Raw genomic sequence first — 26,681 nt, 5'->3', positions numbered from 1 at the left:
GGCCGGCCCGACAGCCCGAATCGCCCGCTTCCCCGTTGCGATTCCACGTCTTTTCCCGACTTGCACCCACGCAGACCTGCCTACGGGACGTGAACGACTCCACGCCGAATTGCCTACGCTCCGCCGCGACCGGTCAGCCCCTCGGTAACCCTCCGGGTCGCACGCCTGGCGAGTCGCTGCAAAGTATTGCTGCGCTCCGATCGACACCGCAGAGTCGAGGGAGAGTCCCGCATCGGGACGGCGAATCATCAGCCGGCGTACAGGCGAGTCGGTTCCACCCACTCAAGCCCCGGCTCGACTCTTCCCCGTGGAAACGACTCCGGCTGATCTGGGCTTTGTCGGGCGATGACTCGGGCGCCGTGAGGCCGCGACTCCGGCTGGGTCATCCAGGACTCCGGCCGGGGAGGGGAGGGGAGGGGGCTCGCGCATCCCCCGGCCGAAGGCCCCGGGATGCCGCCGGCGCGCCGATCGCCGCGAATGGCCCCTAACTCCTGATCCCCGAAAGCCTTTTTATGAGAGATTCAGAATCTAGATTCCGAGTCTGAATCCGTAGAGCTATATGGGTATTATATGGGGCCGCGATTTTCTGAGACCTGCCAAGGGGTTGGGACCCATTCGCGTAGGCAGGTCTGCGCGGTCGCGTAGGCAACTCGGCGCACCCGCGTAGGCAGGTCTGCGCGGAATCCCCCGCCCGGCGAAGGCGACTCGGCGTGGCCCCGTAGGTGACTCGGCGTAGCCCCCCGATTAACAGCTTGGAAAGCTGTGTGAATCGCGGATGGCGCCGCGTAGGCAATTCGGCGTGCCGCGCGAGGCCGGAATACCACCCCCGGACGGCGCCGGATTTGCGAATCCGGCGGGCGACGCGAGGTGGGCAAGCCGGGAACCCCGGATTCTCCACCAGGAGGCCCGTGGAGGCCCGTTCCGCCCCAGGACCGTTGTACGGCACCCGCCGGCCCGGAATCCAGCTCAGCGGCGCTCCTGGCGGCTTGGCGCGGGTTGTCCAACGGCTGTGCCCGGTCGTGTCCCGCACCGCGGCCCCGCCCGATCCCCTTGGGCCATCGGGCTTTCCGGGTGCCGCCGGGACGGCTATCCCCGCTCCCGTCAACAGGAGCCGGTTTCCGCGAGGCTCTGACAGCCCACCCGTCCACAGCCCCGATTGACACTCCCGTGAAACCGAACAAAACAAGAACGAGTTGTTGCTTCGGTTCGGTGATGGGCATGAGATGCGGCAGGCCGAGCGGGAACGGCAGCTCGCGGCGTTGCGCGAGCGGATCGGGGGGCTGGCGCCCGAGGGGGCGGGGCGGCCGGTCCTGCCGTTCGGCGTCGCCCCCCTCGACGCGCACCTGCCGGGCGGGGGCCTGCGCCTCGGCGCGGTGCACGAGGTGCTGGCGGCGGGGCCGGTGGACGGGGAGGGGGCGCTCGCGGCCCTGTTCGCCGCCGCGATCCTGGCGAGGCTCTCGGGCCCGGTGCTGTGGTGCCTGCCCGGGCGCGACCTGTTCGCCCCCGGCCTCGCCGCGGTCGGGCTCCATCCCGACCGGGTGCTCTACGCCGAGACCCGGCGCGAGACCGAGGTCCTGCCCACCATGGAGGAGGGCCTGCGCCATCGCGGCCTGGCCGCCGTGGTCGGCGAGGTCGCCCGGCTCGGGCTCACCCCGTCGCGCCGGCTCCAGCTCGCCGCCGAGGGCAGCGGGGGGCTCGCCCTGGTGATCCGCCGCTGGGGCGCCGCCGTGCCGGAGCCGAACGCCGCCGCGACCCGCTGGGGCGTCACCGCGGCGCCCTCCGCCGCTCTCACCCTGCCGGGCCTGTCGCGGGCCCGCTGGACCGTGGCGCTCCTGCGCGCCCGGGGCGCCGAGCCCCGCACCTGGCTCCTCGAGGCTCCCGATGCGAAGGGTCGTCTGCGTGTTCCTGCCGACCTGGTCGACCGACCTGTGGCGGCGCCGGCACGGCGGCAAGCCGCCGGATGAGCCGGTGGTGGCCGCAGGCCAGGAGGGCCCGCGCCGGGTGCTCACGGCCGTCGACCGCGCCGCCCGCGCGGCGCGCCTGCGCCCCGGCCTGGCGCTCGCGCAGGCGCAGGCCATGGTGCCGGGCCTCACGGTGATCGCCGCCGACCCGGAGGGGGATGCGGCTGCGCTCCACCGCCTCGCGGCCTGGTGCCTGCGTTACGCGCCCCTCGTCGCCCCCGATCCGCCGGACGGGATCTGGATCGACGTCGCGGGGGCGGCCCACCTGCATGGCGGCGAGGCGGCCCTGCTCGCCGGTTTACGCCGCCGCCTCGCCCGGGCCGGCTACCGGGTGCGGGCGGCGCTAGCCGACACCCCCGGCGCTGCCTGGGCCGCCGCCCGCTGCCTGCCACCCGAGACCGTGCTGCCGCCGGGCGGCCAGCGCGACGCCCTCCTCGACCTGCCGCTCCGGGCGTTGCGCCTCGAGCGCGACACCGTCGCGGGGCTCGCCCAGCTCGGCCTCACCCGGATCGCCCACCTCGCCGGGCAGCCCCGCGGCCCCTTGCGCCTGCGCTTCGGCGAGGCGCCCGCCCGTCGCCTCGACCAGGCGCTCGGCCACGCGCCCGAACCGCTCACGTACCTGGCGCCGCCGGTGGACCACGCCGTGCGCCTCGCCTTCCCGGAGCCGATCGGCGCGCCCGAGACGCTCGCCCGGGTGACCGGGCGGCTGACCGCCCTTCTGGCCGAGGACCTGACCCGGCACGGCCTCGGGGCGCGCCGGCTCGACCTGGTGTTCCGCCGGGTCGACGGGCTCGACCAGTCGGTCAGCGTCGGCACCGCCCGTCCGAGCCGCGATCCCCGCCACCTCGCGCGCCTGCTCTGCGAGCGGTTGGGCCACATCGATCCCGGCCACGGCCTCGACGAGGCGCGGCTGTCGGCGGCCGCCGTCGAGCGCCTGGAGGCGCGCCAGATCGCGGCCCCGGGCGAGGAGCCGGACCCGGACACGATGGCCGAGCTCGTCGACCGGCTGGTGCTGCGCCTCGGCCCGGGCCGGGTGTTCCGCCGGGCCCCCGTCGAGAGCGAGTGGCCCGAGCGGGCGGTGCGCCGGGTCGCCCCCTTGAGCCCCGCCACCGGGATCACCTGGCCGGCCGACCTGCCGCGGCCGGGCCGGCTGCTCCCCGTCCCGGAGCCGGTGGCGGTGCTGGCAGCCCTCCCCGACGCCCCGCCCTCCGCCTTCACCTGGCGCGGCACCCGCCGCCGGGTGGCCCGGGCCGACGGGCCGGAACGGATCTTCGGCGAGTGGTGGCTGTCCGACGACGAGGCCGCGGCCACCCGCGACTATTACCGGGTCGAGGACGAGACCGGCGCCCGCTACTGGCTGTTCCGCGATTGCCTGACGCCGGAGGGCGCGCGCTGGTGGCTGCATGGTCTGGGCGAGGCGTGATGCGGCCGGTCTCCCGAAGTTTGCCGGCTTCGGCCGACGCAGTTCATCCCAATCGTGACCTCATCCTGAGGTGCTGCGAAGCAGCCTCGAAGGAGGGCTTCAGAAGTCTCCGCGATTCCTGGAGCCCTCCTTCGAGGCTCCTTTCAGTCGCACCTCAGGATGAGGTCGTGGTGTGGGAGAGGAAGGGTATTGGCGATTCTGCCGTCAGCCGTCGATCGGTCTCACCATGACCGTCGAACTTCAGGTCACCACCCATTACTCGTTCCTGCGCGGCGCCTCCTCGCCGGAGGAGCTGTTCGCCGCCGCCGCCCTCCTGGGCATCCGGGCGCTCGCCGTCACCGACCGCAACTCGCTCGCCGGAATGGTGCGGGCCCACGCGGCGGCCCGCACCACCGGCTGCCGCCTGGTCGTCGGCTGCCGGCTCGACCTCGCGGAAGGCTGGAGCCTGCTCGTCTACCCCACCGACCGGGAGGCCTACGGCCGGCTCTGCCGGCTGCTCACCATCGGCCGCTCGCGCGAGCGGGCGCCCCACGGCGGTTGCCACCTGGCAATCGCCGACGTCGCCGCGTGGAGCCGGGGCCTGCTCGCGGTGCTGCCCGCCGACCGGCCGGACGACGCGCTCGCCGAGCGCCTGCGCATCCTGAAGGCGATCTTCGGCAAAGACCTCTCCTGCGGCCTGTCGCGCCGCTTCGGCGTCAACGACCACCTGCGGCTCGATGGTCTCGCGGGGATCGCCCGGGCCGCCCGGGTGCCGACCGTCGCGCTGGGCGACGTGCTCTACCACGTGCCCGAGCGACGGATGATGCAGGACGTGGTCACCTGCATCCGCCTCAAGACCACCATCGCGGCGGCGGGGTTCTCCCGCGAGCGCCATGCCGGGCGCCACCTGCACGAGCCCGACGAGACCGCGCGCCTGTTCGCCCGCCACCCGGAGGCGCTCGCCCGGGCCGCTTCGATCGCCGAAGCCTGCCGCTTCTCCCTGGATGAACTGACCTACACCTACCCGGACGAGGCCGGGGCGGACGGCCGCCCGGCGCAAGGACGACTCGAGGCGATGACCTGGGAGGGCGCGGCGAGGCGCTACCCGAAAGGCGTGCCGGAGGCGGTCCGCAGGCAGCTCGGCGACGAGCTCGACCTCGTCGCCAAGAAGGCCTACGCGCCGTACTTCCTCACCGTCGAGGCGATCGTCCGCTACGCCCGCTCCCAGGGCATCCTGTGCCAGGGCCGCGGCTCGGCGGCGAATTCGGCGATCTGCTGGTGCCTCGGCATCACGGCGATCGACCCGGTGGAGCAGGGCCTGCTCTTCGCCCGCTTCATCAACGAGAACCGCGACGAGCCGCCCGACATCGACGTCGATTTCGAGCACGAGCGCCGGGAGGAGGTGATCCAGTGGATCTACGCCACCTACGGCCGCGAGCGCGCGGCGCTCACCGCCACGGTGATCCGCTACGGCGCCCGCGGGGCGGTGCGGGAGGTCGGCAAGGTGCTGGGCGTGCCGGAGGACGTCACCGGCGGGCTCGCCCGCCTGGTCTGGGGCTGGTCGCGCGACGGCGTCGGCGAGCGCGAGGCCAAGGCGCTCGGCCTCGACCTCTCCGAGCGCTCCTTGCGGCTGACGCTGGAGATCGCCCGGGCGCTGATCGGCACGCCGCGCCATTTCGGCCAGCATCCGGGCGGGTTCGTCCTGACCCTCGACCGGCTCGACCTCCTCTGCCCGGTGGTGCCGGCCCGGATGGAGAACCGCCAGATCATCGAGTGGGACAAGGACGACATCGAAGCCTTGCGCTTCATGAAGGTCGACGTGCTCGGGCTCGGCATGCTCGGCTGCCTGCGCCGGGCCTTCGCGCTGCTCGCCGAGCACCGGCCGGAGACGAACCCGCCGCGGGAGATCGCCGATATCCCGCAGGGCGACGGACCCACCTACGCGATGATCCGGCGCGCCGACACGGTCGGGGTGTTCCAGATCGAGAGCCGGGCGCAGATGGCGATGCTGCCGCGGATGCAGCCTCGCAATCTCTACGACCTCACCATCGAGGTCGCGATCGTCCGGCCGGGCCCGATCCAGGGCGACATGGTCCACCCCTACCTGCGCCGGCGCCGCGGGCTCGACGAGGTCACCTACCCGACCGAGGAGCTGAAGGCGGTGCTGAAGCGCACCCTCGGCGTGCCGCTGTTCCAGGAGCAGGCGATGCAGGTCGCGATCGTCGCCGCCGGCTTCACCGCGGCGCAAGCCGACGGCCTGCGCCGGGCCATGGGCACCTTCAAGGGCGACGGCACGATCGGGCTCTACGAGGAGAAGCTGATCGGCGGCATGATCGCCAACGGCTACGACCCGGATTTCGCCGCCTCCACCTTCCGCCAGCTCGAGGGCTTCGGCTCCTACGGCTTCCCGGAGAGCCACGCCGCCTCCTTCGCCCTCATCGCCTACGCCTCGTCCTGGCTGAAGTGCAACCATCCCGAGGTGTTCTGCTGCGCCCTCCTCAACGCCCAGCCGATGGGCTTCTACGCCCCGGCCCAGATCGTGCGCGACGCACGCGCCCACGGGGTCGAGGTCAAGCCGATCGGCATCAACGCCTCGCGCTGGGACTGCACCCTGGAGCCGTCGGGTGACGGGCGCCTCGCGGTGCGCCTGGGCTTGAGGCTGGTGCGCGGACTGCCGAACCAGGACGGCGCCCGGATCGCGACGGTGCGCGAGGCCGACCTGTTCCGCTCGGTCGAGGACCTGTGGCGCCGGGCCGGGCTCTCGCTCAAGGGTCTGCGCAGCCTCGCCGCCGCGGATGCCTTCGCGTGCCTCGGGCTGGAGCGGCGCGAGGCCCTGTGGGCGATCCGCGGCCTCGCCCCCGCGCCGCTGCCGCTCTTCGCGGCCGCCGACCGGCGCGAGGCGTCGGCCCGCCCCGAACTCACCGAGCCACCGGTGCGCCTCGCCCCGCTCGGCGAGGGGGCCGCCGTGGTGGCGGATTACCGGGCGTCGGGCCTCAGCCTCGGCCGCCACCCGCTCGCCTTCCTGCGGACGGAACTCGCGCGCGACGGCGTCTCGGCCTGCGCCGCCTTGCGCCGCCTGCGCGACGGCACCCGGGTGACGGTGGCCGGGCTGGTGCTGGTGCGCCAGAAGCCGGGCTCGGCCAAGGGCGTGATGTTCATCACCCTCGAGGACGAGACCGAGGTCGCCAACCTGGTGATCTGGCCGTCCCTGTTCACCCGCCAGCGCACCCTGATCCTCCAGGCCGGCCTGATGGCCGCCCGCGGCCGGGTGCAGCGCGAGGGCGAGGTGATCCACCTCGTCGCCGAGCACCTGATCGACCGCTCGGACCTGCTCGCGCGGGTGGCGGAGGACGCGCAGGCCGAGCCGCTGGCGGTCGATGGCGGGCGGGGGGACGAGGCGCGGCGCGGGGGCGCGGATCCGCGGGGGGTAGGCCGGCCGCTGCGGGTGGGGAGCCGGGATTTCCGGTGAGGGGCGGCCCTGCCGGGGTTCGGCCTTTCACGCTACACAACCGGCCTGCCCATACGCGAATCGCCCATGGCCACGCTCACGATCCGTAACCTCGATATCCAGGTCGAAGAATCGCTGCGCCTGCGCGCCACGCGCCACGGCCGCTCCATCGAAGCGGAGGCGCGCGCGATCCTCGCCGAGAGCGTCGCACCACCTCCACGCGAGACGGTCGATCTGGCCGAGGCGATCCGCCGCCGCTTCGCGCCGCTCGGTGGCGTTGAGCTCGAGCCGCATCCGCCGGTGGCGATCGGTCCGCGGCCGCGCTTCGACGGAGGATCGTTCTCGATACGAACGTCGTCTCCGAGTTGATGCGCCCCCGGCCGCATGCCAGCGTAGTGGCTTGGGTGTCGGCACAGCCGCGCGACAACCTCTATACGACCAGCATCACGCGCGCTGAGCTCCTCCATGGAGTCGCGGCGATGCCGCAGGGCAAGCGGCGCGACACCTTGGGTGTGCCGGTCGAGGTGATGTTCGCGGAAGACTTTGCCGGGCGCGTCCTCCCGTTCGACGCGGATGCAGCCCCGCACTATGCGCGGATCGTCGCGAGCAGGGGCAAGGCCGGACGGCCGATCGAAGGATTCGATGCGCTCATCGCGGCCACGGTCGCGAGTGCGGGAGCGAGCATCGCGACGCGCGATGTCGGCGGGTTCAGTGGCTGCGGACTCACCGTCATCGATCCGTGGCGTGGCTGAGAGCCCGTCCGACTTCGCTCGGCCCGTCGAACGGGGCCCGCCTGATATGGTCGGGAGGTTACCCTCCTCAATGCGCCGCCACCCCCCGCGCCGGCACGATGTCGTTGGCGATCACCTCGCCGAACGGGCCGTCGTTGCGCGCGCCCGTCGCCGCGGTGCCGGTGGTGCTGCGGAGCGGCAGCTTGGGGAAGACCAGCTCGGCGAAGCGGTAGGCCTCCTCCAGGTGCGGGTAGCCGGAGAGGATGAAGCGGTCGATGCCGAGATCGATGTACTCCTTCATCCGGTCGGCGACCTGGTCGGGGGAGCCGACGAGGGCGGTGCCGGCGCCGCCCCGCACCAGCCCGACGCCGGCCCAGAGGTTCGGCGAGACCACCAGCTTGTCGCGCCGGCCGCCGTGGAGCTGCATCATCCGGCTCTGGCCGACGGAATCCTGGCGCGCCAGGGTCGCCTGCGCCTTGGCGATGGTGGCGTCGTCGAGGCGCGAGATCAGCGACTCGGCCGCCTCCCAGGCCGCGCCTTCCGTCTCGCGCACGATGACGTGCAGGCGGATGCCGTACGAGAAGGTCTTGCCGCGCTTCTCCGCCGCCTCGCGGGCCCGGGTCATCTTCTCCCTCACGTCGGCCGGGGGTTCGCCCCAGGTCAGGTAGACGTCGCAATGCTCGGCCGCGACCTCGATCCCGGCCGGCGACGAGCCGCCGAAATAGAGCGGCGGGTAGGGCTTCTGCACCGGCGGGAAGATCAGCCGTCCGTCCTCCAGCCGCAGGTGCTCGCCCTGGTAGGTCACGGTCTCGCCGGAGAGGAGGCCGCGCCAGACCCGCAGGAACTCGTCGGTCACGGCGTAGCGCTCGTCGTGGGCGAGGAACACGCCGTCGCCGCGCAGCTCGACGGGATCGCCGCCCGTGACCACGTTGATGAGGAGCCGCCCGTCCGAGATCCGGTCGAGGGTCGCGGCCATCCGGGCGGCGGTGGCGGGCAGTTGCAGGCCCGGCCGCACCGCCACCAGGAAGCGCAGGCGCTTCGTCAGCGGCGCCAGCGCCGAGGCGACGACCCAGGAATCCTCGCAGGAGCGCCCGGTCGGCAGGAGCACGCCGTAATAGCCGAGCTCGTCCGCCGCCTGCGCGATCTGGCGCAGGTAGGGCAGGGAGACGGCCCGCGCCCCTTCCTGGGCGCCGAGGTAGCGGCCGTCGCCGTGGGTGGGCAGGAACCAGAGGACGTCGGTCTGGCCGGTCATGGGGAGACTCCGGTGAGGGGGTGGGCGCCGGTCTGCTCGGGGGAGCAAGACGAGACGGCGCCGGCTTCATGAAATTTTTCGAATTCCGCCTGATCTGCGCGAATGAAGATAGAGCACATCTCCCCTCTCGCGTGTGGGAGAGGGGGAGGGGGTGAGGGTGACACGGTTCCGCAACAAGGCACGAAGCGTCGTGCTGGCAGCGGGACGATCCGAGCTTCACGCTGAAGCGTGTCACCCTCACCCCTACCCCTCTCCCACACGGGAGAGGGGATCCCGCGATTGATATGATTGCAGATCAGAAGGATGTTTTATCTGATTTTAATCTTGTGATCGTGCAGATCAATGCGGTATGACGCGGATAGTGACGGTTTCTTCGGGCGAATTACATCCGCCCATCCAGCAGGTGGTCGAGGATCCGCCCCTCCAGGGCGGCGAGCTCCGGGTCGCCGCGCCGGCGCGGGCGGGGCACCGTGACGGGCACGTCGAGGGCGATGCGGCCGGCCTCGACGACGAGGATGCGGTCGGCGAGCGCCACCGCCTCCGCGACGTCGTGGGTGACGAGGAGCGCGGTGAACCCTTGCGCGCGCCAGATCCGCTCGATCATCGCCTGCATGTCGATGCGGGTCAGCGCGTCCAGCGCCCCGAGGGGCTCGTCGAGGGCGAGGAGCCCCGGGCGGCTGACGAGGGCGCGGGCGAGCGCCACGCGCTGGCGCTGGCCGCCCGAGAGCGTGGCGGGCCACTGCCCCGCCTTCTCGGAGAGGCCGACCTCGTGAAGCGCTGCGCCGGCGCGCTCCCGCCGCCCGGCCGCCGAGCCGTCGCGCCCGAGCCCGACCGCGACGTTGTCGAGGACCCGCGCCCAGGGCAGGAGCCGCGGCTCCTGGAACATGATCCGGCGCGGGGCTTCCCCGCCCTCGATGGCGACACGGCCGGCGCTCGGCGCCTCGAGGCCGAGGATCAGGCGCAGCAGGGTGGACTTGCCGCAGCCCGAGCGCCCGACCACGGCGACGAACTCGCCCGCCGGGATGTGCAGGTCGAGCCCGTCGATCACCGGTGGACCGCCGTCGAAGGACTTGGACAGGCCGCGCAGCGTGATGCCGAGGCCGGTCGCCGGCATCCGGTCGCGGGCGATCTCCCGGGCGACCGGGCTGTTCTGGGCCTCGCGGCGCGGGCGGGCGGGGAGGGCGGGTGCGACGCCCTCGAACCGGCGGAGGGTGCTGGCGATCATGGGGAGAGACCCTGGAGGCGAGAGCGGGTGGTTCAGGCCGAGCGGTAGGCCGGGTTCCAGGCGAGGCAGGCGCGCTCGAGCCGGCGGGTCAGCAGGTCGGCGACCTTGCCGAGCAGCGCGTAGATCAGGATCGCCAGCACCACGACGTCGACCAGCATGAACTCGCGCGCCTGCATCGCCATGTAGCCGAGGCCCGAGGAGGCCGAGATCGTCTCGGCGACGATGAGCGTCAGCCACATGATGCCGAGCGCGTAGCGCAGGCCCACGAAGATCGACGGCAGGGCGCCGGGCAGCACCACGCGCCAGAACAGCTCGGGCCGCGACATGCCGTAGATCCGGCCCATCTCGACGAGCTGCGGATCGACCGAGCGGATACCGTGCAGGGTGTTGGCGTAGATCGGGAAGAACACCCCAAGGGCGACGAGGAAGAGCTTGGCTTCCTCGCCGATGCCGAACCACAGGATCACCAGCGGGATCAGCGACAGGTGCGGGATGTTGCGGACCATCTGCACCGTGGTGTCGGTGAGGCTGTCCGACAGGCGCGACAGCCCGTTGGCGAGCCCGAGGGCAAAGCCGATGCCGCCACCGATCAGGAAGCCGCTCGCCGCCCGCAGGAAGCTGACGCCGAGATTGGTCCAGAGCTCGCCGGTCTCGGCCATGCGCCAGCCGGCGGCGGCGACGTCGAGGGGGGCGGGCATCAGCCGGGTCGAGACCAGCCCGGCCGAGCCGGCGATCTGCCAGCCGATCAGGATCACGGCCGGCAGCAGCCAGGGGGCGAGGCGCCGCGCGGCGGCCGCGGGGGAGGGGAGAGCGAGGGCGGGCATCGGGAACTCAGCCGTTCTGGGGGACGGGCGCGCGCAGCGCGTCGGCGATCCGGATCGGGCGCGGGATCAACCCGAGGGCGTGGAAGCGGTCGGCGACGCGCTGCTGCTCGGCCACCGCGCCCGCGGTCATCGGGCCGATGACGTAGTCGGTTCGGTCGACGGCCCGGCGGGTCGCGGGAAGCGGCACGCCGGTGCCCTTCGCGAGGATCGCCGCCACCTCGCCCCGGTTGGCCTCGCACCACCGCGCCATGTCGGCGAGCGCGTCGAGCGCCGCGTCGAGCACGGGCCCGCGCTCGGCGACGAGGCTCCGGTGGGCGAGGAAGAAGCTGTTCGGCCTGGCGATGTCGGTGGCGAGCGTCAGCACCCGGGTCGTCGGCTGCAGCTCCGCGATGGCGAAGTACGGGTCCCAGATCGTCCAGGCATCGACGCTGCCGCGGGCGAAGGCCGCCGCGGCGTCGGCCGGCGCCAGGGTCACCGGCTCGATGTCGCCGTAGGTCAGGCCTGCCTTCTCCAGGGCCGCGATGGTGAGGTTGTGCGCGCTCGACGCCTTGGCGAAGGCGACGCGCCTGCCCTTGAGGTCCGCGAGGGTGCGGATGGGGGATTCCTTCTGCACCAGGATCGCGGCGCCCGAGCCCGCGGCCTCCTGCGCCGCCACGTAGACCAGAGGCGACCCTGCGGCCTGCGCGAAGATCGGCGGCGCGTCGCCGGTCGGACCGAGGTCGATGGCCCCCAGGCTGATCGCCTCGAGGAGCGGCGGGCCGAACGAGAACTCGACCCAGGTGACGCCGACGCCGAGGGGCTTGAGCCGCGCCTCGATCGCGCCCTGCTGCTTGGCGACGACCAGGGTGCCGTTCTTCTGGTAGCCGATGCGCAGGGTGTCGGCCGGAGCGGCCCGGGCCGGCAGGGCGGCGGCCCCCGCGAGGGCCGCCGCCAGGAGGCTGCGGCGGTCGATCACCGGGCACCCCCGGCGGCCCGCGCCAGGGGAGCGGCGGAGGCTGCGGCGCGGGCCCCGGCGAGGGTCGCGAGCTGGTCGCCCGCCTCGGCGACCCGCTGGCGGATCGCCGCGGCGTCGAGGCCGCCCTCGCGGAAATCGGGGTCGGAGGCGTAGACCGCGGTCGGCACCGTCAAGGCGGTGAAGAAGCCGAAGAGCGGGCGCAAGGCGTGCTCGACCACGAGGGCGTGGCGCGGGCCGCCGCCGGTGGCGGCGAGCGCCACCGGCTTGCCGGCCAGGGCCTCGGGCGAGACGAGGTCGAACAGGTGCTTGAACAGGCCCGTATAGGCGCCCTTGTAGACGGGGGTGCCGACCACGAGGGCGTCGGCCTCCTCCACCGCCTCGACGAGGCGCCGGGCCGGCAGGGAGAGCTGGTCGCGGGTGAGCGCGGCCCCGAGGCCGGGGCCGGCATCGACGAGGTCGAAGATCCGCACCTCGACCGGCAGCCGCACGGCGGCCTCGGCGGCGATCGCCTCGACCAGGGTGCGGGTCTTCGAGGGCCGCTGGATGTTGGCGGAGAAGCCGACGAGGCGCGGTCGCGTCATGGGGGTCGATCCGAAAGGTCAGGGGGCACATGCACGGCCGGGGCGTCGCGGCCCCCGTGCTCGGTGTCGCTACGATGCGACCGGTGCCGGGATCCGTCAATGAAATGAGATTTTAAATGAACGTATAGCGAGAGTTGATCTTGCTATGGCGGTGGCGGCAGGGAGAAAATGCGGCTTCTCTCCCGGTATGGGCCGAGAAAATCGTGGGAGGCCCCGGGGGCTATGCTGCGTTTTGCGGCCTCGACGCGGCGCAGTACCTGCGGCCACACGGCCCTGATCGCCGAGGCGAGCGGACCGGACCCGCTCCGCTCGCCTCGAGCGGTGCGCGGTCCCATGCCGGTATTTTCAAACAGTGGTCGGGGATTAAACCCTCTCATCGAACGTATATCAGACAAATCGATGCTTATATGGGTGTCACGCCCGTCCGAAGGAAGACTCGGCATTCGAAAAATACTTGCGATCGACGGGCTTGCGGATCATCGACACCGCTGCACCGTTGCGGTAATCGACGGCCTGCGCTGACGGATCGCCTCAGCGCCGTGCCAGAGCATTTGGCCGTTTGCCAGGGGCCCCCGACGATGTTCAACATGTTCAAGTCGCAGACCTCGCTCGACCTGACGCCGCGGACCTGCCTCGCGGTCTCGCTGATCTACTGCATGAGCGCCGACGGCGAGATCGACCCGGAGGAGATCGGCCACCTGATGTCGGTGCTCGGCCGCAACACGACGCGCCAGCACCTCGACTCCGCCGTCAAGTACGCCCGCGCCACCCAGCCGGCCCAGTTCCTGGCCGATGCCGCGCCCCGCCTGCGCCCGGACCAGCGGCTCTGCATCATCCTCAACATGATCGACAGCGCCATGGCCGACGGCGAGGCGGAGGAGGGCGAGCAGCGCCTGATCATGCAGTTCGCCCAGGCCTTCGGCCTGTCGGAGAACGACCTGACCCCGTACTTCAGGGCGCTCGTGGCGAAGAACGACCGGGCGGTGCTGGACCGGTGAGAGCAGGGCCGGCGTGATCCGATCCGCCCGCTTTCCGGACGAGGCGCGGGGAGAGGAGGGATGCGCGCGATCCGCCGTGCGGGGTGAGCGTGCCGGCGTGAAGGAGAGGCGGTTGCCCCCTCGACGGACCCCTCACGCCACCGGGTTGACCAACTCCTCCCCCCGCCGCAGCCGCCCGAGATTCTCGACGAGCAGGTCGATCACCCGGCCCTCGTAGAGGCTCGTCTCCCCGGCGCTGTGGGGCGTGACGATCACGTTCGGCATGCGCCAGAACGGCGCGTCGGCCGGCAGCGGTTCCTCGTGGAAGCAGTCGAGGCCGGCGCCGGCGATGCGGCCGTCGGCGAGGGCCCGCGCCAGGGCGTCCTGGTCGACCACCCGGCCGCGGGCGACGTTGATCAGTAGCGCGTCCGGCCGCATCGCCGCGAGCGCCGCCTCGTCGATCAGCCCCTCGGTCTCCGGCGTCAGCGGGCAGGACAGCGCCACCACGTCGGCCTGGGCCAAGGCCTCGTGCAGCCGGTCGGGGGAGAACACCGCCTCGACCGGGTCGCCGGGCTCGAGCGGGCGGCGGCGCAGGCCGATCACCCGCATGTCGAAGGCCTGCGCCAGCCGGGCGATGCGGGCGCCGATGCGGCCGAGCCCGATCACCAGCAGCGTCCGCCCGCCCAGTTCCCGCTCGCGTGCGGCCGGATCGGCGATCATCGGCCGCCAGCGCCCCTCGGCCTGGTTGCGCAGGGCCTCGGCCAGGTGCCGGGTGAGGCCGAGCATCAGCGCCAGGGCGTGCTCGGCCACCGCGCGCTCGTTGCCGCCCTGCGCGCTGGCGAGCCGGATGCCGCGCTCGCGCAGGAGATCCTTCGGGAACTGGTCGGTGCCGGCGCTGACCGACTGGATGAAGCGCAGGCGCGGCGCCCGCTCCAGCAGGGAATGGCGCCACAGCCCCGAGACCACCAGCACCTCGGCCTCCGCGACCGCCGCCTCCAGCGCCGCGAGGTCGCGCACCTCGACGAAGGGCTGAGGCGCGCCCTTCGCCGCGTAGGCGTCGCCGAGGCGGTAGGCGGCGTGGGCGAGGACGATGGGGCCGGAAAAGGCGGGTGCGGTCATCGGCGGGCGGCTCGGGATCCTGCGGGACGCGGGGCCGCGGGAGTTCACACCGGGCTCGCACCTCAAGGCAAGCCATAACGCCACGAAGCCACGCGCAGGACGCCGTAAAACGGAAAGCCCGCCCCCGCGGGGGCGGGGACGGGCTTCGCCGGCTCGCGAGAGCGGGCTCCCGAACGGGGCGGAACGGGAGCCCCGTGCTCGATCAGCGGCCGTACACGTAGGGAGCGGCCGGGGCGTAGCCCGGGGGCACCTCGCGGACCATCATGCCGCGCGAGTCGCGCGGATACACGACGACGCTGCCGGTGCTGTCGACGGCGGGTGCGCCGCCCGGCTCACCGTAGGCGCGCTCCATGCCGCCCAGCGGGCCGCCGGCCTGCGAGCCCGAGCGGTTGTAGGGCGAGCCGCCCTGGGCGAAGGCGGGGGCGGCGGCAACGGTCAGCAGGGCCGCGGCGAGGGCGAGGCGGGTCTTCATCATAGGTCCTGTCCAGTTGAGGGGGATCGCTGTGCGGTTTCGCAGCGTCAACCATCGTGCCGGCAAAAGGTTCGCTGCGACATGTGCGCTGCCGCACGCAGCCGCATCTGGGCAGTCCGGGGGGCCGGATTAGTTTGGAGCCCGTCTAGCCTGAACTCGTGCCCGGACGCGCTGCGTCCGGGCACGAGTTCAGGTCCTCGGTTCGCCGCATTCTCTGCGACGAACCGGCATCCACTTCGTCGGACAATGCTCTGGAGGAAGCCGCATGAGCGTCGACATCGTCCTGACGGTGAACGGCACGAGGCGCACGATCCCGATCCCGGACCCGCGCACGACCCTGCTCGACCTCCTGCGCGAGGGCCTGCACCTCACCGGTACGAAGAAGGGCTGCGACCGCGGCCAGTGCGGCGCCTGCACGGTGCTGGTCGACGGGCGGCGGATCAATTCCTGCCTCGCCCTGGCCGTCAGCCTCGACGGCGCCGAGGTCCTGACCATCGAGGGCCTGGCGGAGGGTGCGCACCTGCACCCGGTGCAGGAGGCCTTCATCGCCCATGACGGGTTCCAGTGCGGCTTCTGCACCCCGGGCCAGATCATGAGCGCGGTCGGGCTGATCCGTGAGGCGCAGGCCGGGAACGACCCCGAGCGGGTGCGCGAGGCGATGAGCGGCAACCTGTGCCGCTGCGGCGCCTATGCGGGCATCACCGAGGCGGTGCTGGAGGCGCAAGGCGCCATGACCCAGCGATCGGCGGGCGAGCGCCGGGGAGAGGCGGCATGATCCCGTTCGAGTACGTCCGCGCGACCGATGTCGCCGGGGCGGTCACGGCGGGGGCCGAGCCCGGTGCCGCCTATCTCGCCGCCGGCACCAACCTCCTCGACCTGATGAAGGGCGGCGTTGCCCGCCCGACGCGCCTCGTCGACATCACCCGGCTGCCCGGGCTCGCCGCCCTGGAGTGGCGGGACGACGGGTCCCTGCGCATCGGGGCGCTCGCCCGCAACAGCGACCTCGCCCACGATCCCGCCTTCGCCAGGGCCTATCCGGCGGTGGCCGAGGCGCTGCTGTCGGGCGCCTCGGCGCAGCTGCGCAACGCCGCCACGGCGGCCGGCAACGTGATGCAGCGCACCCGCTGCCCCTACTTCACCGACACGGGCAGCGCCTGCAACAAGCGCGAGCCCGGCAGCGGCTGCGACGCGCGGGGCGGCGAGACGCGGCTGCACGCGATCCTCGGCTGGAGCGAGGCCTGCATCGCCACCCACCCGTCGGATTTCTGCGTGCCCCTCGTGGCGTTGGAGGCGAGCGTCGAGATCGCGGGTCCGGCCGGCACCCGCAACCTGCCGCTCGAAGCCTTCCACCGCCTGCCGGGCGACGCGCCGGAGCGCGAGACGGCGCTGGAACCGGGCGAGCTCGTCACCGCCCTGGTGCTGCCGCCGGAGGCCGCGGGGTTCGCCGGCCACAGCCGCTACCTCAAGGTCCGCGACCGCACCTCCTACGCCTTCGCGGTGGTCTCGGCGGCGGTCGGCCTGCGGCTGGATGGCGGGCGCATCGCCGAGGCGCGGCTCGCGCTCGGCGGCGTCGCCCTCAAGCCCTGGCGGGCCCGGGAGGCGGAGGGCCTGCTCGCCGGCCGCGCGCCCGACGAGGCCGCCTTCCGGGCGGCCGCCGACGCCGCGCTCGCCGGCGCGACACCCTCCGGCGACAACGCCTTCAAGATCGAACTCGCCCGGCGCCTCGTGGTGCGGGCGCTCCAGCGCGCGACGGCGGGCACGCCCGAGCGCCTGCCGGCCCTGCCGGGTTCCGTTCTCGCGCCCGCCTCGGAGGCCGTTCATGTCTAACCAGACGTCCGATCGGATTCGCCACGGCTCCAGCATCGGCCAGCCGCTCACCCGCCAGGACGGAATCCTGAAGGTGACCGGCGGTGCCGCTTATGCCGCCGACCACCACCCGCCCGGGATGCTCTACGGCGTGATGGCGGTGAGCCGCATCGCCCGCGGCCGCGTCGCGCGTCTCGACGTCGCGGCGGCGCAGAGCCATCCCGGCGTCGTCGCCGTGATGACGCCCGACAACAAGCCGGCACTCGCCCGGCATCCGGACGAGAAGAACGACGGCTTCACCTTCCGGCTCGACCTCCTGCAGGACGATCGCGTCCGCTACGCCAACCAGCCGGTCGCCGTCGTGATCGCCGAGACGCTGGAGGCCGCGACCGAGGGCGCCGCCCTGCTGGCCCCCACCTACGAGGCCGAGGCGCCGGCGATCGGGCTCGATTCGGCCGAGCCCTTCACCCCGCCGGCGATCGGGGTCGGCGACCCGGCCGACTTCGAGACGGGCGACGTCGAGGCCGGCCTGGCCGCCGCCGCGCGCACCATCGAGGCGACCTACGAGACGCCGGCGCAGTACCACAACGCGATGGAGCCCCACGCCGTCGTCGCCACCTGGGACGGCGACCGGCTCGACCTCGACATGCCCTCGCAGGGGCTCGCGATGGCGCAGGGGCGCATCGCCGGCCTGTTCGGCATCTCGGCCTCCGACATCCACATCCGCAGCCCGTTCCTCGGCGGCGGCTTCGGCTCGAAGGGGATGATCGCCGGGCCCCAGGTGCTCGGCATCATGGCGGCCCGCCTCGTCGGCCGGCCGGTGAAGCTCGTCATGAGCCGGCCGCAGATGTTCGGCCCCGTCGGCCACCGCGCCCCGACCCGCCAGACCCTGCGCCTCGGCGTGGCCGAGGATGGCGGCCTCACCGCCCTCGACCACCAGACGCTCACGGCGACCAGCACCTTCGACGACTTCATCGAGCCGAGCGGCGGCGTCTCGCACACGCTCTACGCCGCCCCGGCTCTCGCCACCCGCCACCGGGCGGTACGGCTCGATACCGGCACGCCGCTCTTCATGCGCGCGCCCGGCGAGGCCTCGGGCAGCGCGGCGCTCGAGGGCGCCATCGACGAGATGGCGGAGGCCTGCGGGATGGACCCGCTGGCGTTCCGCCTGCGCAACTACGCCGAGACCGAGCCGGCCTCCGGCAAGCCGTTCTCCTCGAAGGCCCTGCGGGAGTGCTACGCGCAAGGCGCCGAGGCGTTCGGCTGGCGCAAGCGCCCGCTCGCACCGGGGCAGATGCGCGATGCGAACGGCCTCCTTGTCGGCTGGGGCGTGGGCACCGCCACCTTCCCGGCCTTGATGTTCCAGGCCGAGGCGCGGGCCGTCCTGAGGGCCACCGGCGAGGCGGCGGTCGCGATCGGCGCGATCGACATGGGGCAGGGGGCCTGGACGGCGCTCGCCCAGATCGCGGCGGAAGAACTCGGCCTCGACATCGACGCGATCGATTTCCGCATCGGTACCTCGGACCTGCCGAATGGCGGCATCGCCGGCGGCTCGGCCCACACCGCCACCGCCGGCACGGCGATCAAGGCCGCTGCGGCGGACGCGATCGCGCAGCTCGCGGCCCTGGCGACGCAGGATTCCCGCTCGCCGCTCTACGGCGCCGGCAATGCCGGGGTGATCGCCCGCGGCGGCCGCCTCGTGCGGCGCGACGACGAGACCCGGTCCGAGGCCTTCACCGAGATCCTGGGGAGGGCGAGTCGCGAATCGGTCGAGGGCAAGGGCGCGGCCGGTCCCGACGCGGCGCGGGAGCAATACGCCATGCACGCCCACGGGGCGGTCTTCGCCGAGGTGACGGTCGATCCCGATCTCGGCCAGATCCGGGCGACGCGCCTCGTCGGCGCCTTCGCGGCCGGGCGGATCATCAACCCGCGGCTGGTGCGCAGCCAGTATTACGGCGGGATGATCTGGGGCGTCTCCTTCGCCCTGCACGAGCAGGCGGTGATGGACCCGCGCACCGGCCGGCCGATGAACGCCAACCTCGCCGAGTACCACGTGCCGGTGAACGCCGACGTGCCCTCCCTGGAGGCGATCCTGGTCGAGGAGGAGGATCCCCACGTCAACCCGCTCGGCATCAAGGGGGTGGGCGAGATCGGGGTCACCGGGAGCGCGGGCGCGATCGTCAACGCGATCTGGCACGCGACCGGCAAGCGGGTGCGCAAGCTGCCGGTGACGCTGGACAAGCTGCTGTAGGGCCGAATCCGAGTTCGCCCAGGAACCCGGCTCGATACGGGGCCGGGCGCGTCCTCAGCGCCGGCCCGCGCCACCACCGGCGAGGGCTGGCTTCGCGTCGATGGCTGACGCAGCGCGATGCGCGGCAGGGTACCAGGCTCAGCCGCTGGCCGGACCTGGGCTCGCATCGCCGATGCGGCCACGGGCCGAGTGTAGTCCCTGACCCAGCAGAATTTCCGCCCAGAATCGAGCAACGTTTCAGCAACAATAAGAAATGCGCGCTCCGCGTCGACCGCGGTCCAGCCGAGTCTGCGACATCGCTCAACATAAAACGATGCCAAGGTTGCCAGCGATGCCAATTTCAACCAAAGGGTGTGCGCAAGATCGTGATCCAGCCTCGACAAATCCGCTCCACCGGTCTGATAATCATATGATTGTATATTGTAGCTCGTTATCGTGATGAGAGGAATTGATTCTTGCTTTCGCCTGAGTTGTGGCGAGGTGCTCACAGATTTTACCTTGCCTCAGTTTTGTATTTGATGACATGGAGATGGACGATATTTGAGGCGGGTGATATGAGTGCGGCAGATGCGGGTATGACATTGTCCTGCTGGCCGAGTGAGGCGCGCTATGACCGTTCCAAATATTCCTATTAAGAGATACGCAGACCTCAGCGCAGATACGACAGCAAACAATTTTCCGCTCATTGCCGCGGATGGTGGTAGCTTCACCGGATCCATCGCATCCAGAGGGGCCGATACGGAGGATTTCTTCGCCGTGGATCTGATTGGCGGATCGCGGGACAGCGGCAGAGATTCACTTGGGACGAGTGGAGATCTGGTCATCGGCTACTCGGTTGACCCGAACGTGACTCTATTCTTCGAATACGAGACATCCACCTATACGAAGCTGAATACCACCGGCATCGGTCTCTTGGGCGGCAGTCGAAATATTACGGGGACGGGATCGATCATATTGCGTGAGACCAGCTGGAGGCCTAGCGCTCCTGGTGATTATGCTCTCACCTTCAAAATTTCGGTTCAGAAACCCGATAATTTCAACGGACTCTATTCGATTGTCCTCAATAATCAGACGAGCACTGGTAACGGCGGGGGCGGTACCGGAGGGGGTGGAACCGGCGATCCGAGCGCCCAGATCGATCTGACGTCCTCGCTCAGCAACTTGTCGCTCGACCGCGGCAGCGTGGCGACGCCGGGCGCCACGCAGAGCGTCGGCGTGTCGATCGCCAACAGTGGCGGTGCGAACGGCTCCGCCGGCAACATCGCCTTCTACCTGTCCTCGGACAGCACGATCGATCCGGCGACAGACCGTCTCCTGACCACCAAGAATCTCATGATCGACCTGGTCGCCGCCAAAAGCAGCGCGAACCAGAATTTCACCTTCACGATCCCCACAGACGTTGCTCCGGGAAACTATTATCTCGGAATTATCCCGGATTACGACAACAAGATTTCCGAGACGAACGAGGCGAACAATACCTCGAACGTTCTGGCCTTGACGGTCAAGGGCATCACGAATGCGACATCCGGCGTCGACCTGACGGCGAGTGCATCGAACGTCCGCCTGACGGGCACCGGGCGGATCGCAGCCGACGTGGCCATCACGAATACCGGCACCCTGTCATCGTCGGCCGGCAACATCGCCGGTTATCTGTCGACCGATTCGACGATCACGACCTCGGATCTCTTCCTCGGTTTCGGCAACCTGCTGGAGACGATCCCGGCCAATGGATCCAAGCCGGGTCCGGGCGAGTTCGCCCTGCCGGCCAACCTGGCGGCGGGCACGTACTATTTCGGGGTCATCGCCGATTACGACAATCGCATTCTCGAGGTGAATGAAGCCAACAATGCCTCGAGCGGACTGGCCATCAGGCTTGCGGGCACGGGCTCCGGAACCGGAGGCGGGACTGGAGGCGGTGGTGGGACCGGAGGCGGCACCGGCACCGGGCCCTCCCCCCTCTCCGTCTCCGCGCTGGGCGACTTCAACGGCGACGGGCGCGCGGACCTGCTCTGGCGCGACACGGTCGGGCACATCAACACGTGGCAGCTGACCGGCACGGGCGTGTCCGGAGCGCCCAACATCGGCACGATCTCGAGCGCATGGGTCGCGCAGGGGATCGGCGACTTCAACGGCGACGGGCGCGACGACATCCTGTGGCGGGATCAGGCCGGGCACGTCAACGCCTGGCAGGTCAACGGCGGGACCGTCACGGGGGCGCCGAACCTCGGCACGATCGGGTCCGAGTGGACGGTGCAGGGCGTCGGCGACTTCAACGGCGACGGGCGCGACGACATCTTGTGGCGGGACCAGGCCGGGCACGTCAACGCCTGGCAGGTCAACGGCGCGACCGTCACGGGGGCGCCGAACCTCGGCACGATCGGGTCCGAGTGGACGGTGCAGGGCGTCGGCGACTTCAACGGCGACGGGCGCGACGACATCCTGTGGCGGGACCAGGCCGGGCACGTCAACATCTGGACGGTGAACGGCGACCTCGTCACGGGGGCGCCCAACATCGGCACGATCTCGTCCGAGTGGTCGGTCGCCGGCATCGGCGACTTCAACGGCGACAAGCGCGACGACATCCTGTGGCGGGACCAGGCCGGGCACATCAACGCCTGGATCCTGGGTTCCGGCGGCGCGGTCGTGTCCGCTCCCAATCTCGGCACGGTCGGGTCCGAATGGACGATCGAGGGCATCGGCGACACCAATGCCGACGGCCGCTCGGACATCGTCTTCCGCGACAATGTCGGCCACGTGAACACCTGGCTCGTCGGAGCCGGAGGCACCACCCTGTCGGGGACCCCCAACATCGGCGCCATCACGTCCGACTGGACCCTGATCGGATAAGATCGCGAGGCCGGCAGACCCGGCCTCGTCCGTCGAGCGGCGGGGGGATCCCCGCCGCCTCGTGCCGGAGCCGGGCGCCGGACCGGGACGCCGCCTACGTCCCCACTCTCCCCCCACCCCGTCTCGTGATCGCCACCACCGCCGGGCGCGGCGGCACCGCGGGGTCGAAGTCGGGCCAGCGGGTCGCCGGGTTCTCGAAGGTGGCAGGCACGGCGTTCGGATCCTCCTCGTCGGCCTCGCCCGGATGCTGCACGGCGACGAAGAAGGTGGTGTCGTCGGGGGTGAAGTAGGGGCCGCACATCTCGGCCCCCAGCGGCACCTGGAAGAAGTGCTTGCCCGTGCCGCGGCGGGCGCCGTCGGTCTCCATCGCCCAGATGCCGTCGGTGCGGCCGGTCTTCGCCGGCGAGTTGCCGTCGGTCGAGACCCAGAGGCGGCCCTCTCCGTCGACCGCACAATTGTCCGGCATGCCGAACCAGCCGTCCTTCGTCGTCGCCGACGAGAAGGTGGCGCCCACCGCGGCGATCGCGGGATCGCCGCACCGCACCAGCACCTCCCAGGCGAAGTCCTTCGCGGCGAAGTCGCCGCCCTCGGGCGTGAGCTCGACGATGTGGCCGAAGCGGTTGTCCGGCCGCGGGTTCGCGGCGTCGACCTGGTCGGCCTTGCGGCGCACGTTGTTGGTCAGCATCACGTAGACCTTGCCGGTCGTCGCGTTGGCCTCGACGTCCTCCGGCCGGTCCATCTTGGTGGCGCCGAGGAGATCGGCGGCCCGGCGCGTCTCGACCAGGACGTCGGCCTGGTCGCGAAACCCGTTCGCCGGCGTCAGCGGGCCTTGCCCGAACACGACCGGCAGCCAGGTGCCGCGCCCGTCGGCGTCGAAGCGGGCGACCGACAGGGTGCCGGAATCGAGGATGTCGCGGTTCGCCGACCTGTCGGCCGTGTTCACCGGTGCCTGCGTGACGAAGCGGTAGACGTAGTCGAAGCGCTCGTCGTCGCCCTGGAACACGACGTAGCGGCCGTCCCGCGCCATCGCGCCGGCGGCGCCCTCGTGCTTGAAGCGGCCCATGGCGGTGCGCTTCACCGGCACGCTCGCCGGATCGAAGGGATCGATCTCGACCACCCAGCCGAAGCGGTTCGGCTCGTTGGGCTCCTTTCCGAGGTCGAAGCGCTCGTGGAAGCGGGCCCAGCCGTAGAGGTTGCCGGGCATGCCGAGGCGCTTGTGGTTCTTCGCCTCCACCGAGCCCTCGGGCAGGCGGCCCTGGAAGTAGTAGTTGACGTTCTCCTCGCAGGTCAGCCACGTGCCCCACGGGGTGACGCCGCCGGCGCAGTTGTTGAGCATGCCCAGCACCGTCCGGCCCTCCGGGTCGGCGCTCGTGCGCAGGCGGTCCGCGCCGGCGGCGGGGCCGGCGAGGCGCATCGGGGTCGTGGCGGTGATGCGGCGGGCATAGGCCGAACCCGGCACGACGCGCCAGCGCCCGTCCTCGCGCCTGACCTCGATCACCGAGCCGCCATGGGCCGCCATCTCGACGTCGACGAGGTCGCGGCTCATGCCGGCGAAGCCGGCCTTGCCGTCCTGCCGGCCGAGGCCGGGGAACATCAGCTCCTCGTTGGTGTATTCGTGGTTGACGACGAGGAGGCCGTGGGCGGCGGGGTCGCTCGCGCCCGGCAGGGGGAAGAAGCCTAGGAAGTCGTTGTTGTAGCCGAATTGCATGCCTTGCGCGGCGGCAGACTGCCGGTGCGGGTCGAAGGCCGGGGCGCCGGGCAGGACCGGATCGCCCCAGCGGATCAGCACCTCGGCGTCGTGGCCGTCGGCCACGTGGTGGCGCTCGTCGGCGCCGGCGGGCAGCTCGCGGAACGGGAAGGTCTCGGGCGTCGCCGCCGCCACCGCCCGGGGCGCCAGGGTCGCGGAGATCGCCGAGACGGCCAGACCCCCGGCCAGACCGCCCGCCAAGCTCCCCGCCAAGCCCCCGCGAAGAATCTCGCGCCGGTCGAAGCGCCGGGCCACGACCTCGCCGAGGGTCGGGTTCGGGCTCGGGTTCGAGCCGGCATCCTCGGCCGCCTCGGCCTGCTGCGATCGATTCAGCGACGGCTGTGTCATCGGTCCCCTCGGCGCTCCCGCCCTTCGAGAAAACGGGAGCTTACCCTGGGGACCGTGGCGGCGGGATGACAGGCTCAGCGGTGCGTCCGCGGCCGGGCCGGCAGCGCCCGCAGGGAGCCGGTGGTCTCGGGGACCGCCGGGCCGGGCGCGAACCACGGCGCCGGGCGGTCGAGCGGGCGGGCCTCGGCGGGGGAGCGGCTCGTGGCGTAGGGGTTGGTGACGTAGCTGCTCATGAAGGCGCCGCCGGCCGGCTCGCGGTCGCCGCCATTGGCGTGGGCGGCGGACAGGGGCAGGGCGACGAGGGCGGCGGCTCCGAGGAACCGGGACTTTGCGACGCGGGACTTTGCGACGAGGGGCCTGGCGAAGAGCGACATGGCGAAGAGCGACATGGTGACCTCCGGCCGCCTCGGTCCCGGCGTCTCGCGCACGGCGCCACGGAAGCGGCGTAGCGGGCCTGAGCGGCATGGGAGGAAGATGGGCTCGAACCCGCCGGACCCCTGTGCGCGGGCGCACCCGGCCCGCCGGCAAGCAGCATCCGGCTCCGGTGAAAAACCGTTATCGATCAGTGAGTTGGTATCGCGGTTGCGGTTCCGTCGCACCGGGTATGCGCGCGCCTCACGGCAGCAGGTGCGCGTCCAGCCAGGGCCGGGGCGCCGGCGGCGGCAGGCGGTCGGCGATCCAGTCGGCCACCGCGTCCGGCGTGTCGAAGAGCGGGGCGCGGGCGAGCGAGACGCCGGGGCCGTAGGCTTCCGTCACGCGCCACTTGTGCCGGTGCTCCGGCGCGTGCGGCGTGCCGGGCTCGAGGCGCACCAGCACCGAGACGAGCTCGTCACCGAGATAGATCAGGCAGCCTTCCTGCTCCGCCCCGCCGCGGTTCATCCGAACGTGGCGGCGGGTCAGCCTGTCCGCCACTGCCGCCTGGGTACGCCGCCCGAACATCGCGCTCCTCGTCGTGGTGCGCTCATGAGCTAACACGGCGCTTAAGAAACATTGAAACCAATCCGGACAATGCGCTGCACCGGCCAAGGATGCCGCTGTGCTGCCCTTTTCCTTGTGTCGATGCGGATGAGCCGTCCAAGGTTGCAATCTTTGATTGGTTAAACAACCGTGAATGGTGATCGCTTGATTGAGCGTGCCATGTTCCCTCTGCGGTCTCAAGCCGGAATGTTTGCAAGTTTGACTGTCAGGCGCGACGCTTCCTGCTCCGCTGCCGCTTGCCTCGATTGCCGGCCGGATGGCGGGCAGGGAGGCGCGCCGGCCGAAACCTGCTAGACAGCCGGCCGGGCACCGGAAGACCGGGCCGGCGGGAGGAGCGGATGGACGACGAGACGTTTCGGGCCTGGGCGCGCCGGGCCGCCGACTGGTCGGTGGACTACCTCGCGGGCGTCGGCGAGCGGCCGGTGCGGGCGCAGGTGGCGCCGGGCGAGATCTTCCGCCAGCTGCCGCCCGAGCCGCCGGCCGCGGGCGAGGCGATGGAGGCCATCTTCGCCGACCTCGACCGGGTGGTGATGCCGGGCATGACCCACTGGCAGCACCCGCGCTTCTTCGCCTACTTCCCGGCCAATGCCAGCCCGCCCTCCCTGGTGGCGGAGTTCGTCACCGCGGCGCTCGCCGCCCAGTGCATGCTCTGGCAGACCTCGCCGGCGGCGACCGAGCTCGAGACCCGGGTGATGGACTGGCTGCGCCAGATGATCGGCCTGCCCGACGGCTTCTCGGGCGTGATCCAGGACTCGGCCTCGGGCGCGACGCTCGCCGCGCTGCTGACCGCCCGCGAGCGGGCGCTCGGCTTCACCGGCAACGCGAAAGGGCTCGCCGGCGGGCCTGCTTTACGGGTCTACGCCTCCGAGCAGGTGCATTCCTCGGTCGACAAGGCGGTGCGCATCGCCGGCATCGGCGATGCCAACCTGGTGCGGATCCCCGTGGCCGGCCCTCTCCACGGCATGGACCCGGGCGCCCTCGACGCGGCGATCCGGGCCGACCGCGAGGCGGGGCTGAGGCCTGCCGCGATCGTCGCCTGCCTCGGCGGCACCGGGATCGGCGCCTGCGACCCGATCGAGGCCGTCGCCGCGGTGGCGCGCCGTCACGACGTCTTCCTCCACGTCGACGCCGCCTGGGCCGGCAGCGCGATGATCTGCCCCGAGTTCCGCGACCTGATGCGGGGCGCCGAACAGGCCGACAGCCTGGTGTTCAACCCGCACAAGTGGCTGTTCACCCATTTCGACTGCTCGGCCCATTTCGTGCGCGACCCGAAGGCGCTCACCGACACGCTCGGCCTTCGCCCCTCCTACCTGCGCACGCTCGGCCACGACGGCGTCGTCGACTACAACGAGTGGTCGATCCCCCTCGGGCGCCGCTTCCGGGCGCTGAAGCTGTGGTTCGTGATCCGCTCCTACGGCGTCGAGGCGCTGCGGGGCATGATCCGCGACCACGTCGCCTGGGCGCGGGAGCTCGCCGGGCTCATCGAGGCCGAGCCCGACTTCGAGCTGACCTCGGCGCCGATCCTGTCCCTGTTCAGCTTCCGCTTTGCGCCCGCAGGGATCGACGACCTCGACGCGCTCAACGCCCGCCTCGTCGAGCGCATCAACGACGACGGCCGCACCTACCTGACCCAGACCCGGCACGATGGCCGCTTCGTCATCCGCTTCCAGGTCGGCCAGACCACCACGACGCGGGCGGACGTGATGATGGCGTGGGACGCGGTGCGGGAGATCGCGGCGGGGTTGCGGGCGGGGTGA

General features: G+C 71.7%; 21 protein-coding genes. 11 read left to right on the top strand and 10 right to left on the bottom strand.

Translation table 11 applies throughout. The annotated features are described in order from the left end of the window. The first annotated feature begins 1,223 nt into the window (after positions 1-1,223). The 5 genes from DK419_RS03035 to DK419_RS03015 all read left to right on the top strand — a co-directional run bounded on the left by DK419_RS03035 (position 1,224) and on the right by DK419_RS03015 (position 7,563). Positions 1,224-1,964, top strand: a complete 741-nt coding sequence (locus DK419_RS03035) for an ImuA family protein (protein ID WP_109957786.1) — start codon at positions 1,224-1,226, stop codon at positions 1,962-1,964. After that, entirely contained in the window at positions 1,882-3,384 is a 1,503-nt protein-coding gene (locus DK419_RS03030; protein WP_109957785.1) for a DUF6504 family protein, read from the top strand. Before DK419_RS03035 ends, DK419_RS03030 begins: the two co-directional genes overlap by 83 nt. A 226-nt stretch (positions 3,385-3,610) precedes the next feature. Next, positions 3,611-6,832: an error-prone DNA polymerase gene (locus DK419_RS03025; protein ID WP_109957784.1), complete on the top strand. Its 3,222-nt coding sequence runs from the start codon at positions 3,611-3,613 to the stop codon at positions 6,830-6,832. 66 nt (positions 6,833-6,898) lie between these two features. Next, positions 6,899-7,180, top strand: a complete 282-nt coding sequence (locus tag DK419_RS03020) for a FitA-like ribbon-helix-helix domain-containing protein (RefSeq protein WP_245442815.1) — start codon at positions 6,899-6,901, stop codon at positions 7,178-7,180. After that, positions 7,180-7,563, top strand: a complete 384-nt coding sequence (locus tag DK419_RS03015) for a type II toxin-antitoxin system VapC family toxin (protein WP_109957783.1) — start codon at positions 7,180-7,182, stop codon at positions 7,561-7,563. The genes DK419_RS03020 and DK419_RS03015 overlap by 1 nt, the downstream gene beginning before the upstream one ends. A gap of 67 nt (positions 7,564-7,630) precedes the next feature. On the opposite strand, the gene ssuD is transcribed toward DK419_RS03015, so the two are convergent. From ssuD to msuE, 5 genes are all read right to left on the bottom strand, one after another. After that, entirely contained in the window at positions 7,631-8,794 is a 1,164-nt protein-coding gene (gene ssuD, locus DK419_RS03010; protein ID WP_109957782.1) for an FMNH2-dependent alkanesulfonate monooxygenase, read from the bottom strand. 382 nt (positions 8,795-9,176) lie between these two features. Beyond that, positions 9,177-10,019, bottom strand: a complete 843-nt coding sequence (locus DK419_RS03005; RefSeq protein ID WP_109957781.1) for an ABC transporter ATP-binding protein — start codon at positions 10,017-10,019, stop codon at positions 9,177-9,179. A gap of 32 nt (positions 10,020-10,051) precedes the next feature. Next, entirely contained in the window at positions 10,052-10,843 is a 792-nt protein-coding gene (locus DK419_RS03000) for an ABC transporter permease subunit (protein WP_109957780.1), read from the bottom strand. Positions 10,844-10,850: 7 nt separating this feature from the next. Further along, positions 10,851-11,798 (bottom strand): aliphatic sulfonate ABC transporter substrate-binding protein, encoded by a 948-nt coding sequence (locus DK419_RS29140; RefSeq protein WP_208642273.1) that lies wholly within the window; start codon positions 11,796-11,798, stop codon positions 10,851-10,853. Beyond that, the gene (gene msuE, locus DK419_RS29135; RefSeq protein WP_208642272.1) at positions 11,795-12,379 is read right to left on the bottom strand and encodes an FMN reductase; all 585 of its coding nucleotides are present in this window, start codon (positions 12,377-12,379) and stop codon (positions 11,795-11,797) included. Before msuE ends, DK419_RS29140 begins: the two co-directional genes overlap by 4 nt. A 578-nt stretch (positions 12,380-12,957) precedes the next feature. On the opposite strand from msuE, the gene DK419_RS02990 reads away from it, so the two are divergent. Beyond that, positions 12,958-13,377 carry a tellurite resistance TerB family protein gene (locus tag DK419_RS02990; RefSeq protein ID WP_109957779.1) on the top strand — a complete coding sequence of 140 codons (420 nt, stop codon included), beginning with the start codon at positions 12,958-12,960 and terminating at the stop codon, positions 13,375-13,377. Between the two features lie 132 nt (positions 13,378-13,509). On the opposite strand, the gene DK419_RS02985 is transcribed toward DK419_RS02990, so the two are convergent. Continuing rightward, positions 13,510-14,475 (bottom strand): D-2-hydroxyacid dehydrogenase, encoded by a 966-nt coding sequence (locus DK419_RS02985; RefSeq protein ID WP_109957778.1) that lies wholly within the window; start codon positions 14,473-14,475, stop codon positions 13,510-13,512. 202 nt (positions 14,476-14,677) lie between these two features. After that, a complete protein-coding gene (locus tag DK419_RS02980) occupies positions 14,678-14,950 on the bottom strand; it encodes a hypothetical protein (RefSeq protein WP_425352628.1) in 273 nt (90 codons plus the stop codon). Between the two features lie 262 nt (positions 14,951-15,212). Here DK419_RS02980 and DK419_RS02975 point away from each other — a divergent pair, with 262 nt between their 5' ends. From DK419_RS02975 to DK419_RS02960, 4 genes are all read left to right on the top strand, one after another. After that, positions 15,213-15,722 carry a (2Fe-2S)-binding protein gene (locus tag DK419_RS02975; protein ID WP_109957777.1) on the top strand — a complete coding sequence of 170 codons (510 nt, stop codon included), beginning with the start codon at positions 15,213-15,215 and terminating at the stop codon, positions 15,720-15,722. Then, positions 15,719-16,774: an FAD binding domain-containing protein gene (locus tag DK419_RS02970; RefSeq protein ID WP_109957776.1), complete on the top strand. Its 1,056-nt coding sequence runs from the start codon at positions 15,719-15,721 to the stop codon at positions 16,772-16,774. The genes DK419_RS02975 and DK419_RS02970 overlap by 4 nt, the downstream gene beginning before the upstream one ends. Then, positions 16,767-19,004 (top strand): xanthine dehydrogenase family protein molybdopterin-binding subunit, encoded by a 2,238-nt coding sequence (locus DK419_RS02965; RefSeq protein WP_109957775.1) that lies wholly within the window; start codon positions 16,767-16,769, stop codon positions 19,002-19,004. The genes DK419_RS02970 and DK419_RS02965 overlap by 8 nt, the downstream gene beginning before the upstream one ends. Positions 19,005-19,613: 609 nt before the next feature. Further along, a complete protein-coding gene (locus tag DK419_RS02960) occupies positions 19,614-21,851 on the top strand; it encodes an FG-GAP-like repeat-containing protein (RefSeq protein WP_109957774.1) in 2,238 nt (745 codons plus the stop codon). A 94-nt stretch (positions 21,852-21,945) separates the two neighbouring features. On the opposite strand, the gene DK419_RS02955 is transcribed toward DK419_RS02960, so the two are convergent. The 3 genes from DK419_RS02955 to DK419_RS02945 all read right to left on the bottom strand — a co-directional run bounded on the left by DK419_RS02955 (position 21,946) and on the right by DK419_RS02945 (position 24,885). Beyond that, positions 21,946-23,946, bottom strand: coding sequence for a PhoX family protein (locus DK419_RS02955; protein ID WP_109957773.1), 2,001 nt, complete (start codon positions 23,944-23,946; stop codon positions 21,946-21,948). Positions 23,947-24,020: 74 nt separating this feature from the next. After that, positions 24,021-24,335: a hypothetical protein gene (locus DK419_RS02950; protein ID WP_109957772.1), complete on the bottom strand. Its 315-nt coding sequence runs from the start codon at positions 24,333-24,335 to the stop codon at positions 24,021-24,023. 226 nt (positions 24,336-24,561) lie between these two features. Beyond that, positions 24,562-24,885, bottom strand: a complete 324-nt coding sequence (locus tag DK419_RS02945) for a hypothetical protein (protein ID WP_162561129.1) — start codon at positions 24,883-24,885, stop codon at positions 24,562-24,564. A gap of 377 nt (positions 24,886-25,262) precedes the next feature. On the opposite strand from DK419_RS02945, the gene DK419_RS02940 reads away from it, so the two are divergent. Next, the gene (locus DK419_RS02940; RefSeq protein ID WP_109957770.1) at positions 25,263-26,681 is read left to right on the top strand and encodes a pyridoxal phosphate-dependent decarboxylase family protein; all 1,419 of its coding nucleotides are present in this window, start codon (positions 25,263-25,265) and stop codon (positions 26,679-26,681) included.

This window comes from Methylobacterium terrae (genome assembly GCF_003173755.1).
GTDB classification, from domain to species: Bacteria; Pseudomonadota; Alphaproteobacteria; order Rhizobiales; family Beijerinckiaceae; genus Methylobacterium; species Methylobacterium terrae.
Note: the sequence above shows the minus strand (reverse complement) of the source record. Positions and strands in the feature narration are given on the sequence as shown.